Here is a 16,719-nt window from a genome sequence, read left to right on the forward strand (position 1 = left end):
TCAGCTGGTGATCTTCAACGTGCGCACCACTTGCTCGCACGCGGCGTCGACGCGCTGCTGCACCGCGGGTGACTGGTACTGGCAGCCGACATGCACCCGGATCCGCCCCTGCACGAGCACATACCAGCGGACGGTGATCCGTTCCGGTTTGCTCTCGACGTAGCCGATCACGGTCCGGCCACCGTAAGTCAGATCGGAGCTGAACGCAGTGTAGTTCGCGTTTCCGCTGACCCCGGACCGCAAAGCGTCGACGAGTTTCTGCCGGTCGGCCGTCGCGTCGTAGTCCATCACGAACTCCTGCGCGAGCACGAGGTCGTTGCCCTTCTCGGCGTCCTGCGGGTGCAGGATGACCTGCCGGTCCGCGACTTCGTCCGTGGTCTGGACCCAGTCGCTCGGCGCGACGAGGCTGAAGTCGTATTGGGAGAACGAGCGGCCCTGGTCGGAGTTGTCGCCGCTGCTCACGAAGTACACGACTCCGCCTGCGATCAGCGCCACGACCGCCACCGCCGCGGTGATCAGCCACAGCCGTTTCTTCGCCTTGCCCGCGGATTTGCCCGGCGCGTCCACGCCGGGAACGGCGAACCCTCCGCTCGCGGAACCGTTCTGCCCTAACGCGTTCTGGCCCGGCGCAGTCCGCAATGGACTCGCACCGGCGGGCGCTGCGGCACCGAACGGCACGCTTTGCGGGCCCCTGGCCGGATCAGCGGGCGAGAATCCGCGCGGCGGCACCGGAGCATTGCGCGGATTCGGCGCGTGGGGCACCGGCGGAAGACCGCGCCGGATCGGCGCGTCCCCTCGGACCACCTCGGTGCGATGCTCGGATTGCCCCGGGATCGACGAACCGGGCAGCACGCCGGTGCGATCCGGTTCCAGCAGCACCGCACGGAGCGCACCGCGCGCGACGACGGTCTCCGGCTGGTCCAGGCTCGTCGGCACCACCCCGGTGCGCTCGTGCACCAGCCGGGAGATCATCGGGATCCGGCTCGAACCGCCGACGAGGAAGATCGCCGCGAGCTGCTTCGGACGCAGGCCTGAGTCGGCGATCGCGGCGCTGGTCAGCTCGACCACCCGGCCGAGCGGAGCCCCGATCAGCCGCTCCAGGTCCGCCCGCGTCACGTGCGCGTCCGCGAACGGCGGCGGCAACGGCACATCGGTGTACGTGTGCCGCGACAACGTTTCTTTCGCGCCGCGGACGTCCTGGCGCAGCACCCGGCGCCGCCGGCGATCAGCCAGCTCCCGGCCCTCGACCAGCTGCTGCCACGCCTGCGGATCCGTGCCGGACACCAGCGACCCGACGTGCTCCAGCAACGCCTGGTCGATGTCCGCCCCGCCGAAACTCGGGTCGCCGCGCGTGGCCAGCACCTGGAACCCGCCCCGCTGCGGAGGCGCGCCGGGCACTCTCGCCGCGCGCGCGGCCTCCGGCGACCGCTGAACGACGCTGACATCGACCGTGCCGCCGCCGAGGTCGAGCACCGCCAGCGCGTCGCCCGGACGGCCGGAGAACTCGACCGTCCGGCCGCCCGGCGAGGCCTCCGGGGCGAACGTGGCCGCGTGGTACACCGCCGCGGCCACCGGTTCCGGCACCAGCGCCACCTCGCGCGCCAGCCGGCCCGCGGCCTGGCGCAGCAACCGCGTGCGGATCGCGCCCCAGTCCGCCGGGTGGGTGAGCACCAGCAGGTCCACCTCGGCGTCGCCCGCGACGCGCCGCGCCTCGGCGACCGCCCGGTCCAGCACCGCGTGCACGACGTCGATGACCCGCAGCACGGCATCACCGAGCAGCAGATCGCCCTCGTCGATCCGCCGCTTCGGATTCGGCTCGTACCGCGACGGGTCGACGGCCGCCTGCCGCTCGGCCTCCTGGCCGACGAACAGGGTGCCGTCGGACGCCGCGTACACCGCCGAGGACATCAGCGGCTGCCCGTCGATCACCACGACCTGCGGCTCGCGGCCGTTGACCGACACCACGACGCAAGTGCTCGAGGTCCCGAAGTCGACCGCGACCCGCACCGTCACCGGGCGCCCCTTCCGTCAACCGCGACGGCTCCCCGGTCGGTCAGTCGGGCTGGATCCACGACACCTGCACGAGCTGCTTCCCGTTCTTGCGGCTCAGCATGTTGCCCCGGCCCGGCGGCATGGCGCTCGGCCGGATGTTGCCGATCAGCACGCCCTCGTCGCGGGAACCGTTCATCACCATGCCGGTGGCCGCCAGCTCCTTGAGCTTGCCGATGATCGGGTCGTACGCCGCCCGCGACGCACCACCGGTGCGCCGGACCACGATCAAGTGCAGGCCGACGTCCTTCGCCTGGGCGAGGAACTCCGACAGCGGCTTGAGCGGGTTGGTGGACTGCGTAGCCACCAGGTCGTAGTCGTCGACCAGGATGAACAGCTCCGGACCGGTCCACCAGGAGCGGGTCTTCAGCTGTTCCTGGGTGACGTCCGGACCCGGCAGCCGCCGCGTCATCGACCCGACCACGTCCTGGACCATGCTGTCCAGCTGCGCCGACGACACGGCGTAGCCGAGCAGCGAATCGCCCTGGAGGAACCCGAGCATCGTGCGCCGGTAGTCGACCAGCAGGATCACGGCCTCCTGCGGCGTGTAGCGCTCGGTGATGCCGCGCGCGATCTGCCGCAGCAGGTTCGTCTTGCCGGACTCGCCGTCGGCGAAGGCGAAGAAGTGCGGGTCCGCGTCGAAGTCCAGGTAGATCGGCTGGAGGTCTTCCTCGTTGACGCCGATCGGGATGAGCTTCGTGTCCCGCTTCTGGTCGATCTGCAGGACCTCTTCGTAGGTGATCATCTCCGGCAGCAGGCGCACCTGCGGGGCCACCCGGCCGCGCCACGCCCCGCGGATCTTCGCGACCGCGTCCGCGACGCCCGCCGCCACCGTCTCCGGATCGCTCGACCCGTCGATCCGCGGCAGGCCGGTGAGCAGGTGCAGCTTGTCGCGGGTGAGACCGCGGCCCGGCCGCCCGGCCGGGACGTTGACCGCGATCCGGCGGTCCATTTCGGACTCCGTCGGATCGCCGAGGCGCAGCTCGAAGCGCGTGCCGAGCATGTCCTTGATCGCCGGCCGGAGGTCGGCCCACCGGTTGGCCGAGATGATCACGTGCACGCCGTAGGCGAGACCCTGGGTGGCCAGCCGCGTAATCGACGTCTCCAGCTCCTCGAAGTCGTCGCGCAGCGCCCGCCAGTTGTCCACGATCAGGAACGCGTCGCCGAACGGGTCCTGCTCCGGCGTGATCTCACCGCGGCGCTTCCGGTTGCGGAACTCCGTCATCGAGTCGACGCCCAGCGCCCCGAACCGGCCTTCGCGCTCGGTCAGCAGCGTGGTCAGCTCCGCCACGATCCGGCGGGCCTTGTCCGGCTCGCGCCGGGCCACCGCGACCCCGCCGACGTGCGGAAGGTCCGCGAGGCCGGCGAGAGTACCGCCACCGAGGTCGAGGCAGTAGAACTGCGCTTCCTCAGGCGTGTGGGTGAGCGCCATCGACATGATCAGCGTCCGGAGCATGGTCGACTTGCCCGACTGCGGACCGCCCGCGATCACGCCGTGGCCCTGCGCACCGGAGAAGTCCGCCCACAGCAAGTCGCGCCGCTGCTCGTACGGCCGGTCGACGATGCCCAGCGGCACCTGCAGCCTGCCGTTGCCGAAGAACCCGACCGGGGACAGCCCGCGGTCGTCGGTGGGGTTGAGGTTCGGCAGCATCGTGTCGAGCGAGTTCGGCTCGTTCAACGGCGGCAGCCACACCTCGTGCGCCGGCGGGCCCTGCCCGACCAGGCGGCTGACGATCACGTCCAGTTCGCTGGGCTCGACGGCCTCTTCGGACTCCTGCTGCTTCGGAGCCTCTTCCTCGAGGACCGGCTCCGGCTCGGGTTCCTTCGGCAGTTCCACGAAGTCCGGCACGAACAGCTGCGGCCGCTTGTCCGCGCGGACCACCGTGGCGGCCGGTCCGGCCGCCTTGATGCCGGCCGGCCGGTACGGGCCCGAGACGTAGGAGGCCTTGAACCGCACCAGGGTCGAGGTGTCGTACTTCAGGTAACCGCCACCGGGGACCGACGGCAGTTCGAACGCGTCCGGCACGCCGATCGCCGCTCGGGATTCCGCCGCGGAGAACGTCTTCAGGCCGATCCGGTAGGACAGGTGCGAGTCGAGACCGCGCAGCTTGCCCTCTTCCAGCCGCTGCGACGCGAGAAGCATGTGCATCTGCAGCGACCGGCCCAGCCGTCCGATGGCGACGAACAGGTCGATGAAGTCCGGCTTCGCCGCCAGCAGTTCGGAGAACTCGTCGCAGACGATGAACAGCGCGGGCAGCGGGTCGAGGTCGGCGCCGTTCTCGCGCGCCTTCTCGTACTCCCAGACGTTCTTGAAGTTGCCGCCGTTCTTCAGCGCTTCCTGGCGGCGGTTCATCTCGCCGGCCAGCGCGTCCTTCATGCGGTCGACCAGCGTGACCTCGTCCGCGAGGTTGGTGATGACCGCGGACACGTGCGGGGCCTTGTCCAGGCCCAGGAACGTCGCACCGCCCTTGAAGTCGACGAGGACGAAGTTCAGCGTGCTCGACGAGTGCGTGGCCAGCATGCCCAGCACCAGCGTGCGGAGGAACTCCGACTTGCCGGAACCGGTCGCGCCGATGCACAGGCCGTGCGGGCCCATGCCCTCCGCCGCGGCTTCCTTGATGTCCAGCTCCACCGGCTGGCCGTACTCGCCGACGCCGAACGGGACCCGGTAGCGGTCGCGGATCGGCCGGGGCCGCCACGCCTGCTGCACGTCGAACGTCATCGGGTCGCCCGGGATTCCGAGCAGTTCCAGCAGCGACGGGTTGGACAGCAGCGGCTCTTCCTCGCTGACGTCCTGGCCGCCGCCCCCGCCGACGCGGTACGGCGCGATGAGCCGGGCCAGCGCCTCGACCTCGACCACGCTCAGCTTGTCCGGGCGGCCGAACCATTCGACCCCGCCCGCGCTGCGCGCGCCGAGCCGCTCTTCCTCGACCACGAGCCGCAGGCCGCGCCGCGCGGCGAGGTTGCCGATCGAATCGGAAAGGTCGACCAGGGTGACGCCGACCAGGCCCTCCTCGAGGATGATCTGCTCCTCGCGGGTCACCTCGGCGTCGTCGATGACGATCACGACGTGCGGCTGGTCCGGCGCGGGCGTCGCGTTGCGGGAGAACCGCTGCCGGTCGCGCAGCTCCTCGTCCAGCCAGTCTTCGATCTGCTTGAGCGAGCCCGCCATCATGCGCAGCTGGCCGATGCCGTCCGACAGCGTGGGGTGCTGGGCGTGCGGGAGCCACTTCGCCCACTCCCACTCCTGCTTCGCCCGGCCCGCGGTCGCGACCGCGATCATGACGTCGTCCGGGCTGTGGAAGGTGACCAGCTGCGCCAGCATCGCGCGGGTCAGCGCGCGGGTGAGGCCGCGTTCGCCCTGCATGCTGACCGCCGCGAAGCCGCGGAGCGTGATCTGGGTGGGCAGGTCCGGGACGATCGAGTGCGCGCGCACGAACCGGCGCAGCGCGAGGGTGGCGATCGGCTCCAGTTCGTCCACCGGGCCGGTCTGGGGCGGGACCAGCCGGGTGGCGAGGCGGTGCGAGCTGCGACCGACGCGCAGGTGCAGGAAGTCCTGGTCGTTCTGCCTGCGCTCCCACATCCGGCGGCTGGCCGCGAGCGACCACAGCGACTGCGGGTCCGGGTGCACCCATTCCAGCGCGGCGCGCTGGTCGACCATCGCCTCGCGGGCGCGGTCGCGCATCTGGCCGAGGTACCGCAGATAGTCCTTGCGGTCCTCGTCCATCTCGGCCTTCTTCTGGCCACCGCCCTTGCCGCCGCCCCCGGCGAGCATGCCGACGGTGCCCATCAGCATCATGCCGCTCATCATGATCGTGGTCGGGTTCTTGCCGCCCGCCGTGAACATGAAGACCATCATCCCGAGCGACGCGAAGATCATCACGCCCGGAATCGCCTTGGCGACGATGTTTCCCGGGATCGTGCGGGGCACCTCCGGCGGCGGCTCGAGATGCACCTCGCCGCCGGGCGGGCGCGGCGCGGCCAGCCGCGGCGACTTCTTGAACTGCAGCGTGCTCATCGAAGGACCCCTCTATTCCTGCTCGACGCCTGCACCCGGGTGCGCGGGACAACCTATCGAACGTCGCCCCGGAAATCCGGCCAACTCCAGGATCGGCATCTCGCACCCCCTCTTCGGGCCCCGCGACGGGACCCGTCCTCCCAGTGCGCCCGAGTGTAAGGACCGCCACCGACAGTTATCGGACCAGGCGGGCGAACCCACTGGTCGATCTGGCCCAACCCGGCCTGGACGGGTACTTTCGCCGACTATTTGCGGAGACGCGCTGAAACCCGTCACCAGGTTCGGTATAAGTTCCCCGGGAGCTGACTCTTCAGAGCGGGGGATCTAGTGGCAACGGGCACGACGGTATTCAGCAGGGTCACGGTGGTCGCGCCGACGACACGCATCGACGTCGCCCTTCCGGCCGACGTGGCGGTGGCCGACCTGCTGCCCATGCTTCTGGAGATGGCCAAGGAGGTCACTCCGGACGGCGGGGCCCGGCACGGCGGGTGGGCGCTGGCCAAGCTCGGCGACGCCCCGCTCGACCCGAGCCGGACGCTCGCGTCCCTCGGCGTGGTCGACGGCGAACTGCTGCAGTTGCGCAAGCGGAACGAGAACCCGCCGCCGCCGATGTACGACGACGTGGTCGACGCCATCGCGGAGGCCGACCCGGACACCTTCCGCCCGTGGACGAAGGAAACCGCGCGCCGGTTCGGCCACGCCGCCGGCGGGCTCGCCCTGTTCTTCTCCGCGCTGGCTCTGTTCTTCAGCGGTTCCCTCTACGGCGGCTCCGCGCTCGGCCCGGCGATCGCCGGCGGCCTCGGCGCGATCGCCTGCGTCGCGGTCGGAGCCACGCTCGCCAAGGCCTACCAGGCCGAGGCCACCGGTGTGCTGATCGCCTCCGCGGGCGGCCTTCCGTTCGCGTTCGTGAGCGGGTTCTACATCGTGCCCGGCCTGTCGGTCCGGGCGAACCTGCTGCTCGGCGCGGTGCTGGTGCTGATCGTCTCGGCGGTCTGCATCCTCGTGGTCGGCGCGGGCATCCGGGTGTTCATCGCCACCGCCACCGCCGGTGTGTTCGGCGCGCTCGCCTTCCTCGTCGCGACGCTCGTGACCAGCGCCGACACCGCGTCCGTCGCGGCGGGCACGGTCGCCGTCGCACTGGGCTGCATCTCCTTCCTGCCGCGCGCCACCATCTGGCTCGCCAAGCTGCCGCTGCCGTACGTGCCGAGCACCGCCGAGGAACTGAAGGAAGACTCCGGCTTCCCGGACTACCAGGCGATCGAGCAGCGCACCGCGGTCGCGCACGACTACATGACCGGCCTGATGATCGGCTGCGGCGCCACCACGGCCGTCGCGGCGGTCCTCGCGGCCACCGCGCCGAACGTCTTCGGCATCATCCTCGGCGTCGTCGCCACGCTGGTCCTGCTGCTGCGCGCCCGCGCCTACGCCGACGGCGCGCAGGCGATCGCGCTGCTCACCACCGGCATGGTCGCCGCGGCGGGCATTCTGCTCGGCTGGCTGTTCTTCTCCGCGACCGCGGAGCAGCGGCTGCTGTACGTCTTCGGCGCGCTGATCCTGATCGCCGCGGCCGCCCTCGTGGTCGGCGTGGTCTTCCCGGACCAGCGCTTCTCGCCGCCGCTGCGGCGCACCGTGGAAATCATCGAGGCGATCTGCATCGCCGTGGTGCTGCCGCTCGCCCTCGGCGTGATGGACCTCTACTCGACGCTGCGCCACCTCAACCTCAAGTGAGCCGCGCGATGGGCTCCCGCCGCTCCTTCCCCCGCAAGCTCGGCCTTCCCGGCCGGGCCGGCGTGGCGCTGTTCGCCGCCGGGCTCGGGCTGGCTTCCCCGTTCGCCGCCGCTCCGGCGTCGGCGCAGACGGCGGACGCGCCCGCGGGCACCTGGGCCACTCCGCCGCCGCTGGGTCCCGGCGACGCGCCGCCCGCCGACACCGGCCACTCGGACACCACGTACAAGAAGAAAAACGAGTGCGTGCAGCGGAGTCTCGGGCAGAACGTCGAGATCAACTTCCGCCCGTGGGGCCAGGACTACCTGCAGCTGCAGAAAGCGCAGGAGATCGTTCGCGCGGCCACCGGATCGGTCGGGGGCAACCAGAAGGTCGCCGTGATCGACACCGGCGTCACGCCGCATCCGTGGTTCCAGGGCCGGGTGGAAAGCGGCGGGGACTACGTGGCCACCCCGGACAACGGCGCCGAGCCGGGCCTGCAGGACTGCGACGGCCACGGAACCGAGGTCGCCGGGATCATCGCGGGCAATCCGCAGGACCCGAAGGTCGGCTTCATCGGCGTGGCCCCGGACGCGCACATCGTGTCCTACCGGCAGCTGAGCGAGAACTACGCCAAGGACGACAGCCCGCAGCAGCCCTCGGCTCCCCCGTCCGGCAGCAACAGCCAGCAGCCCCCGGCGGGCGGCAGCAGCAACAGCCAGCTGCCGCCGTCCTCGGGCGGCGGCACCGGGGGCGGAAGCGGCACGGCGCCCCAGCAGGACAACAAGGGCGACAACCGCCAGCTGCAGAAGGAAGGCACCGCGGGCACGCTGAACACGCTCGCGCAGATCATCCGCGGCATCGCCGACAGCGGCCGGGCCAAGGTGATCAACATGTCGGTCGACCACTGCCGTGCGGGCACCGCGCCCGGCGACATCCAGGAGGGCGAGCGCAAGGTTCAGGCCGCGGTGCACTACGCGGTCGAGCGCGACATCGTGGTCATCGCGGCCGCGGGCAACGTTTCGGAGAACTGCCCGCAGAACGACCAGGCCGACCCGAACAAGCCGAAGTCGATCGTCACGCCGCCGTGGTTCTCCGACGACGTGCTGTCCGTCGGGGCCATCCAGGAGGACGGCAGCGTCGCGCCGTTCAGCGTGCACGGCCCGTGGGTCGGCGTCGCCGCGCCGGGCACCAAGATCGTGTCGCTCGACCCGGCGGAGCATTCGACCGGACTCGCGAACCTGACCATCGCGAACGGCAACCCGTCGCCGATCCAGGGCACCAGCTTCGCCGCGCCGTACGTGGCCGGCGTCGCCGCGCTGGTCCGTTCGATGTACCCGAAGCTGAACGCCCGCGACGTGGTCAAGCGGCTCAAGGCGACCGCGCAGCATCCGGCCGCTCCGGGCGGACGCGACAACTTCGTCGGCTACGGCGTGATCGACCCGGTGGCCGCGCTCACCGCGAACCTTCCGGGCGACACCGGCAACCTCTCGCTGCCGAAGCCGGTGGTGCAGGAGGCCACGCTGCCGCCCGCCGACGGCATCAGCTCGACCCCGATGATCGTCGCGCTCGCGGGCACCGGAGGCGGCGTGGCGGCGTTGCTGATCACGCTGTTCGTGGTGCACACGATCCGGCGAAACCGGTCCGGGTCGCCGCCAGCGCGATAACTTCCGGCACCAGAAAGGGCCGCTCTCCGCGATCGCTGCGGGGAGCGGCCCTTTTTGTTCGTCCGTGCGCGGAGAAGGCCATTCGCCGCGGTTGTCGCGACGGCGGCCTCCTTGGTCACTTTCCGGGTTTCGGCGGCTTCCCGTCCTTCTCCGGCCGCCGCGCGGGCGGGTCCTGGCCGATCACCGGCGGAGTCACCTGTGCGGGCTCGCCGAAGATCTCGGACGTCTTCGCCGCCGCGCGCTGCCTCGGCTTGTGCTGCGAACCGCCGTCACCGCCTCCGCCGCCCATGCCGGCGAAGCCCATCATCGGCATCATCGACGTGCCTTGGTCCGCCGCCGCGGGCTGCGCCGCCGGGGCGACCGGCTCGGCGGGCGGAAGGCCCGCCTGGCCCTGTTCCAGCCGTGGATCGGCGGCGGTTTCCTTGCCGTGGTGGGAATCCTCCGCGGCGGACGGGGTCACCGAATCGTCCGAAGTGGACGCCGAAGCGGCCACTGTGGACTCTCCGGCGGCAGCGGAGGTCCCCGCCGGAGCGTTCGCGGGAGCGTCAGCGTCGTGCAGCCGGAACTGCTGCGCTGGATAGTGGTGCCGCAGTTCGATGCTCGACGGACGTCCGGCGGGTGCGTCGACGCCAGCACACAACCGGCCGAACTCGCGCAGCACGTCCTCCGCGGCCTCGTGCAAGGACTTCAGCGACTGTTCGGTCTCCCGCATCTGCGACCGCGCCCGGGAAGCGCCGCCGCTTGGCAGCATCGCCGATTCGGACAGCAGGTCAGCAGCGTCGACCAGCACCTCTTCCGCCGCGCCGACGATCTTGCGCAGCGATTCGGTGAGCTGATCGATCGCGTCAGCGAGCGCGTCGAGCGCGTCCTCCGATCCCTCGCTCGCCGCGCGAATTTCGCCGAGGTAAGCGACAAACGCGTCCGCGTCGGGGCCGGACCACGACGCGTCGATCCGGCCGAGATCCTCCGCGAGGTTCGTGGACACCCTGGCCGCCGTACGAGCCGCGCCGCGCAGGCTCTCGGCCTCCGCGTCCAGTTCTTCCCAGCGGCCGGTGAGCGGCCGGTAGTAGGTGGCGACCGGATCGGTCACGCCCAGCTCGCGGGCGAGCTCGGTCACGTAGGCCAAAGACGGCTCCGTCACGAGATCCTCCCGGCGCGCTCGATCCGCTCGGCCGCGTCGGCGTCCCGTTGGGTGTGGCCCGCGGTGAGCTGCTCCAGCGCCGCGGCGACCGACCGCAGCGCGGCCACGCCGGCAGTGAGCTGGCCGCGCAACGCTTGCGAAGCCTGTGCGTACGACTCCGGCACGCCCAGCTGCGCGGCCACCTCGCCGTACGCGACGGCGGTGGTCGCTCGCGCGCCGACCTCGCCCGCGGCGGTCTCCAGCTCGTCGGCCGCCCGCGCGACCTTCGCCGCGTAGCCGCCGACGACCGCGCCGTCGATCCGCACGGCGCTTGTTCCCGGACTGCTTCCCGCCGCTGCCACGTTCGTCCCTCCGCTCACCCGGTGCGTGTCCGAGTGTGACGGACGGACTCCGCCGTCAGTTCCCGGCGGGTTGCTGCTGTCCGGCCGCCTGCGGTTTGTACGAGCCCGCGTTCGGGTCGATCGGCACCGAATCGAATTGCTTCATCACGTTCTGCACGTTCAGCGACGCCCCCGTCGGCAGGAGCCCGATGATCGACTCCGGCGCGGGCAGCCGGTTGTTCAGCCCCAGTTCCTCCGCGGTCGCCGCGTCCGGCACGCCGTAGCGGATGCCGCGGTCGGAGATCAGCTGGATCGGGCCCTTGCCGAAGGTCTTGTCCGATTCGGTGGCCGACTGCACCACCGCGCCGTACCCGGTCGGCATGTAGAAGCCGGTGATCGGCACGCCGTTCGGGCCGGTGTTGCTGACGCTGAGGATCTTCGAGGTGCCGTCGGCGTTCTTCTCCACCGGGATCTGCTTGTTGATGTAGACCGAGGTGTGCGCCTGGGTCTTGTCGGCGCTCAGCGACCAGCCGAGGCACGCGACGGGCGAGCCCTGCGTGGCGTCGAGGACGGTCGGGACGACCTTCGGGTAGTCGTCGACCTTCACGTAATCGGGGTCGCCCTGCTGCAGCACCTTGACGTTGTTGATCTTGTCGAGAGTCAGGGTCGGCGTGGTGGCCGAACCGCCGCTCTTGGCTGTGCGCACGATGTCCGCGACGGCGGGCGACACCTTCTGGATGCCGGACTTGGCGATGAGCCAGAACTCCAGCGGGCCGCCGGAGGGCTGGGTCGAGAAGACGTCGCCGACGGTCAGGCCGTCGAAGCTGCTCGGCGGAGTCGTCCCCTCGCCCGCCACCGGCGGCGGGACCAGCTTGCTGACCTCCGGGATCGCGTTGAGCAAAGCCTGCGACACCTTGCGCGACTTCGTCGGCAGATGCAGCGCGGACCGCACCGGATCGCTGGAGCCGGACGGCACCTCGGCGCGCACGGTGTTCGCGTTCGGCCGGCTCTGCGTCGCGGGCAGCCGGTAGATGAGGTAGGTCTTGCCGTTGCCCGCGTCGCCGAGCAGCGCCTGGTTCTCCTGCAGTTCGTTGCCGAGCTTGTCGATGCCGGCGATCACGTCCGTGTTGGTCTTGTTGACCGAGTCCTGCTGCGGCAGCGACGGGTCCAGCACCACCTCGTCGCACACCGCCCAATTGGGGGTAATCCGCTGGTCCGCCGACGGGATCAGCTGCGGGCCGTCCGGAATGCCGGTGAGCTTCTCGCGCGGCATGTTCTTCAGCTGTTCATCCGAGACGACAGTCGGGTTCTTCACCTCCGCCGCCTGCTGACCGCCTTGGCCGCCCTGCTGTCCCTGTCCGCCCTGCTGCTTCTGCGCCATGAGGATCAGCCGCGCCGACGCGAGGTTGAACGTCGGGATCAGCCGCGCCGGGTTCCCGGTGACGACATACACGGTGCCGGACTGCTCGCCGATCACGATGTTGTCCGACGACGGCACCGACGGCGAGGGGCTCAACAGGCCCCACAGCACGAAAACGACGGCGCCCAGCACGCCGAGGATCACGCCGACCGCGGTCGCGCGCCCGTGGGAGCGCATCGGGTCGTGCAACATCACCGCGTCGCGGCGGACCAGTGCGGACTGCATCCGGCGCAGGACGAACTTGTATGCCTGAACCTGAGACTTAGTCGTGGGTGTTGATGGCATTCTCGACCTACAGTCCTCCCCGTCGCGGTACGGTTCCGCAGGATAGCCGTACGGGGACCGTCTGGTGTGGGGTTTCTACCAACTCCGGTTAGGGTCAGGCATCCCGGGACCGGCTTTCCGGGTACGCAGCACTCACGAGGGGAAGAGAACGCGCGGATGTCCGTCAGCACGCCTCCACGTCCGCCTGGTCCGCAGGGGCCGCCACCGCCTCCCGGGGGACGTCCCCCGGGTCCGCCGCAGCGGCCCGGAAGAACCGGCGGACCCGGCGCGGCTCCCGGCGGTCCCGGCCTGCCCCCTCGCACTCCCCCTCCCGGCATTCCGGGCGGCCCCGGCGGTCCCGGACGGCCCGGTGGACCGGTCACCCCCGGACCCGGCGTTCCCAAGCCCGGCGTTCCTGGCGCCCCCGGTGCTCCTGGACCGGGTGGTCCCAAGCCGGGCGGCCCCGGTGGTCCGGGCGGCCCCAAGCCCGGCGGCCCCGCTGGCCCCGGCGGTCCGGGCGGGCCTGGTGGACCCACCGGTCCGCGAACCGGACGTCCTGGCGGCGGCGGACCTAACGGTCCTCGGCCGGGCGGTCCCGGTGGCCCTGGTGGTCCCGGTGGTCCGGGCGGACCCGGCGGCCCCGGCGGCGGTGGCCCCGGAGGCCCGGGCGGACCTGGCGGCGGCGGACCCGGCGGACCCGGCGGACCTGGCGGTCCCGGTGGCCCCGGCGGCCCGAACAGCGGTGGCGGCCCCGAAAGCGGCGAACCCGCACCGACCGGCGGCACCGCGACCGCGCTCCGGATGGCCCCGCCCTCGCGGCGGCGTTCCGGCGGCATCACGCTCGGCCCGCTGCCCGTGGTCAACCTCGTCGTGCTGGAAGTCGGCGTCGCGATCGGGCTCGTGCTGCTGGCGATCAACACGCAGCTCAAGTACGTCGCGATCGGCGTCGCGGCGCTCGGCCTGATTCTCGCGTTCCTGCGCGTGGGCGGACGCTGGTTCACCCAGTGGCTCTCGCTGACGCTGCGGTACCGGTTCCGCTCGCACGGTCGCGTGGCGACCCCTCCGCCGCCGACCAGCATCGAGGAACTCGCCGAGGAAAGCGCGGTCACCGGCCCGGAGGACGCGCGCGTCAGCCTCCTGCGGCTGGCCGTTCCGGACCTCGTGGTGGCACACGCCGTCGACCACGAACGGCAGGAAGTCGGCATCGCCTGGAACGACGGCACCTGGACCGCGGTCCTGCTCGTCGAGCCGATGCCGGCGATGATCTCCCAGGCCGGCGGCGCGCCCAGCCTTCCGCTGTCCGCGCTCGCGCCGTGCCTCGAAGACCGCGGCGTGCTGCTGGACTCCATCCAGATGATCTGGCACAGCTACCCGGGTTCGGCCGCGATGCCCGCGGACGCCCCGGCGCTCAGCTCCTATCTCGAGGTGCTCGGCCCGCTGCCCGCGGCCGCCCGGCGGACCACGTGGATCGCGGTCCGGCTCGACCCGCGGCGTTGCCCGGAGGCGATCCGGGAACGCGGCGGCGGCGTCGTCGGCGCGCACCGCGCGATGATCGGTGCGCTGTCGCGGGTGCGCAACGCACTGGAGTCCCAGGGCGTGCCGACCCGGCCGCTCGACCCCGACGAACTGCTGCGCGCCAGCATTTCGGCGGCCGAGCTCACCGCGGTCGCCGGTTCGAACGAAAAGGTCAGCCTGCAGGAGAGCTGGACCGGCGTCACCGCGGCCGGCATCGGGCACTCCAGCTACGCGATCACCGGCTGGCCCAAGGGAAAGATCAGCGGCAGTCTCAACGGACTCACCAGCGTGCGCGCGCTGTCCGCGACGGTCGCCATGGCGATCTCGCCGTCGGCGGACGAGGGCCGCATCGGCCTGCGCGGCGTGGTGCGGCTCAGCGCCCGCAACCCGCGCGAGCTGGACGCCGCCGAACAGCGGCTGCAGAGCATCGCGGAGCGGCTCGACGTCGACCTGACCCCCATGAAGGGCATGCAGGTCTCGGCGTTCTCCGCGACGCTGCCGATCGGAGGCACGGCATGAGCGCCGCTTGCCAGCGAACCAACGTTATTCATGCCGTCGCCTGCCCGGCGATCAGCGTGAAACTCCTCGAGGAGGCGGCGGCATGAGCACGCGTTTGCGCGACGCCGGGCGGAACACCGGCGTCGCCCCGGAGTTCACGGTCGACCCGGCCATGCTCGACGCGATCAGCCCGTCCGGCGACCGCGGCGGCGTGGTCCTCGGTTCCGGCCTCAAGGGCGAGCCGCTGACCGTGTCGGCGCTGCGCTCGCAGCCGACCCGCATCGTGCTCGTCGGCGGGCTCTACCTCGCCCGTCAGGTCGCGATGCGCGCGATGGCGACGGGTGCGTGGGTCGTCGTGGCCACCGGACGTCCCGCGGCGTGGCAAGTGCTGCAGCAGGCAGCCGGAACCCGCGACGGACGCCCGTCGCCGCTGGTGCAGATCCGCCGGCTCTCGCCGGTCGAACTGCCGCGCCCGTCCGAGGACGCCCCGCTGCTCGTGGTCACCGACGGCGGACCGACCCCGCAGGACCTGTTCCCGCCCCGGTCGCCCTGGCAGACCACGGTGTACGTGCTGCCGTACCTGCACCCGCAGGCAGGCACCACGGCGAACGCCGCGGACCTCGTGCTGATGCAGCGGCTGCCCGCCGGACAGGCCGAACTGGCGGCCCGGATCTGGCGGCTGCCGCCGCAGATGATGCGCCAGCTGACCACACTGAAGGACGACCAGGTCGTGGCACTGGGCACGAACCTGTGGCGTCCGCTGCGGCTGGTCACGACGCAGAAGGAACAGCAGCTGCTCGGCCCGGTTCGCCGGGGCGACTGAGAACGGCAGAACGGTGAAGGCCTCCTTGCGGGATTCCGCAAGGAGGCCTTTTCACAGTTCGGCGGTGGCGCTGGCCCACTTCGCCAGGCTCTCCGCCCCCGACTGATACGGCGAAGTTCCGGTCGCGGTCGCGATCACCAGGTCGTACGCCTCGTCCTCCGGCGCGTCCAAGTCGAAGCCGTTCAGCCCGTAGAACACGAACACCGACATCCAGCCCAGCCGCTTGTTCCCGTCGATCAGCGGGTGATTCCGGACGATGGATTCCAGCAGCACCGCGGCTTTCTCGTGCAGATCCGGATAAGCGTCCTGTCCCATCAGCGAGGACTGCGGACGGTGCGCCGCCGCGTCGAGCAAGCCAAGGTCGCGCACTCCTGCTCTTTTCGGCCCGCCCCGGCCTAGAGCTCGTTCGACGACCGCACATTCCGCGTCTGCTCAGCCCGCGCGGCCAGCAACTCATCCGGCGGATAATCCACCGCCGTCAACGTCAGCCCGTGGGCCGGGGCGACCGCGCTGTCCCGGGTCCCGCTCGCCAGAACCTCGCCCGGCCACTCGGTTCCGCGCCGCCCGTCCCCTACGAGCAGCAACACCCCGACCAGGCTGCGGACCATCGAATGGCAAAACGCGTCCGCGCTGACCTGGACTTCCAGCAGATGCTCGTCGATCCGAGTCCACTCCAGACGCTGCAGCTCGCGGATCGTCGTGCCGCCCTCGCGCTGTTTGCAATACGCCGCGAAGTCCTGCAGGCCCAGCAACGACTGCGCGGCAGCGTTCATCCGCTCTGTCGACAGTGGACGGCCCCAAGCCAGAGTGTCGTTGCGGCGCAACGGATCGACGCCCCACGGGGCGTCGGAGACGCGATAGCGGTAATGCCGCCGGATGGCCGAGAACCGGGCGTCGAAACCCGCCGGGGCCACGCGTGCGTGCAGAACCCGCGCGTCGGCGGGCAAAAGTTTGTTCCAGCGGCCGCGCATGCGCGTCAGGTCCGGGATTCCCAGCGAGTCCACCGGAATCCGGCCCGGCGCACCGGGCGCGAACGGGACGACGTCGACGTGCACGACCTGGCCCGTCGCGTGCACCCCGGCGTCCGTGCGGCCCGCGACGACCACGGATTTCGGCACCGACTCCCCCGGCGGCTGGCGCTGCAGCGCCTGCTCCAGTTCAGCCTGCACGGTGCGGCGGCCCGGCTGGCGGGCCCAGCCGGAGAAGTCCGTGCCGTCGTAGCTCACGTCCAAGCGCAGACGAACGAGCCCGCCCTCCCCGTGGGGAGCGGCGGGCTCATCCGATGCAGACAGTGCCGGCA

10 protein-coding genes and 1 pseudogene are annotated in these 16,719 nt (G+C 71.3%); 4 read left to right on the plus strand and 7 right to left on the minus strand.

Annotation, left to right across the window (positions count from 1 at the left end):
* A complete protein-coding gene (locus tag ATK30_RS14110; protein WP_101435999.1) occupies window positions 1-2,013 on the minus strand; it encodes a type VII secretion-associated protein in 2,013 nt (670 codons plus the stop codon).
* 40 nt (window positions 2,014-2,053) lie between these two features.
* A complete protein-coding gene (gene eccCa / locus ATK30_RS14115; RefSeq protein WP_101436000.1) occupies window positions 2,054-6,067 on the minus strand; it encodes a type VII secretion protein EccCa in 4,014 nt (1,337 codons plus the stop codon).
* 327 nt (window positions 6,068-6,394) lie between these two features.
* Here eccCa and eccD point away from each other — a divergent pair, with 327 nt between their 5' ends.
* Together eccD and ATK30_RS14125 are read left to right on the plus strand one after the other, a co-directional pair.
* Window positions 6,395-7,795 (plus strand): type VII secretion integral membrane protein EccD, encoded by a 1,401-nt coding sequence (gene eccD / locus ATK30_RS14120; protein WP_101436001.1) that lies wholly within the window; start codon window positions 6,395-6,397, stop codon window positions 7,793-7,795.
* A gap of 8 nt (window positions 7,796-7,803) precedes the next feature.
* Window positions 7,804-9,438, plus strand: coding sequence for a type VII secretion-associated serine protease mycosin (locus ATK30_RS14125; protein WP_101436002.1), 1,635 nt, complete (start codon window positions 7,804-7,806; stop codon window positions 9,436-9,438).
* A 115-nt stretch (window positions 9,439-9,553) separates the two neighbouring features.
* On the opposite strand, the gene ATK30_RS14130 is transcribed toward ATK30_RS14125, so the two are convergent.
* The 3 genes from ATK30_RS14130 to eccB all read right to left on the minus strand — a co-directional run bounded on the left by ATK30_RS14130 (window position 9,554) and on the right by eccB (window position 12,604).
* Window positions 9,554-10,579: a WXG100 family type VII secretion target gene (locus ATK30_RS14130; RefSeq protein WP_101436003.1), complete on the minus strand. Its 1,026-nt coding sequence runs from the start codon at window positions 10,577-10,579 to the stop codon at window positions 9,554-9,556.
* Window positions 10,576-10,884: a hypothetical protein gene (locus ATK30_RS14135; RefSeq protein WP_167441908.1), complete on the minus strand. Its 309-nt coding sequence runs from the start codon at window positions 10,882-10,884 to the stop codon at window positions 10,576-10,578. Before ATK30_RS14135 ends, ATK30_RS14130 begins: the two co-directional genes overlap by 4 nt.
* A 91-nt stretch (window positions 10,885-10,975) precedes the next feature.
* On the minus strand, window positions 10,976-12,604 hold the full coding sequence (gene eccB, locus ATK30_RS14140; protein WP_101436005.1) for a type VII secretion protein EccB: 1,629 nt from the start codon (window positions 12,602-12,604) through the stop codon (window positions 10,976-10,978).
* 780 nt (window positions 12,605-13,384) lie between these two features.
* Between eccB and eccE the strand changes: the two genes are divergently transcribed.
* Window positions 13,385-14,617 (plus strand): type VII secretion protein EccE, encoded by a 1,233-nt coding sequence (eccE, locus tag ATK30_RS14150; RefSeq protein ID WP_101440822.1) that lies wholly within the window; start codon window positions 13,385-13,387, stop codon window positions 14,615-14,617.
* An 82-nt stretch (window positions 14,618-14,699) separates the two neighbouring features.
* Window positions 14,700-15,419: a hypothetical protein gene (locus ATK30_RS14155; protein ID WP_101436006.1), complete on the plus strand. Its 720-nt coding sequence runs from the start codon at window positions 14,700-14,702 to the stop codon at window positions 15,417-15,419.
* 51 nt (window positions 15,420-15,470) lie between these two features.
* On the opposite strand, the pseudogene ATK30_RS14160 reads toward ATK30_RS14155, so the two are convergent.
* Together ATK30_RS14160 and truA are read right to left on the minus strand one after the other, a co-directional pair.
* A pseudogene (locus ATK30_RS14160) lies at window positions 15,471-15,809 on the minus strand (type II toxin-antitoxin system death-on-curing family toxin); the annotation flags it as partial.
* 5 nt (window positions 15,810-15,814) lie between these two features.
* The gene (gene truA, locus ATK30_RS14165) at window positions 15,815-16,651 is read right to left on the minus strand and encodes a tRNA pseudouridine(38-40) synthase TruA (protein ID WP_101436008.1); all 837 of its coding nucleotides are present in this window, start codon (window positions 16,649-16,651) and stop codon (window positions 15,815-15,817) included.
* Window positions 16,652-16,719: the final 68 nt, after the last annotated feature.

It is taken from the genome of Amycolatopsis echigonensis (assembly GCF_002846615.1).
GTDB lineage: Bacteria > Actinomycetota > Actinomycetes > Mycobacteriales > Pseudonocardiaceae > Amycolatopsis > Amycolatopsis echigonensis.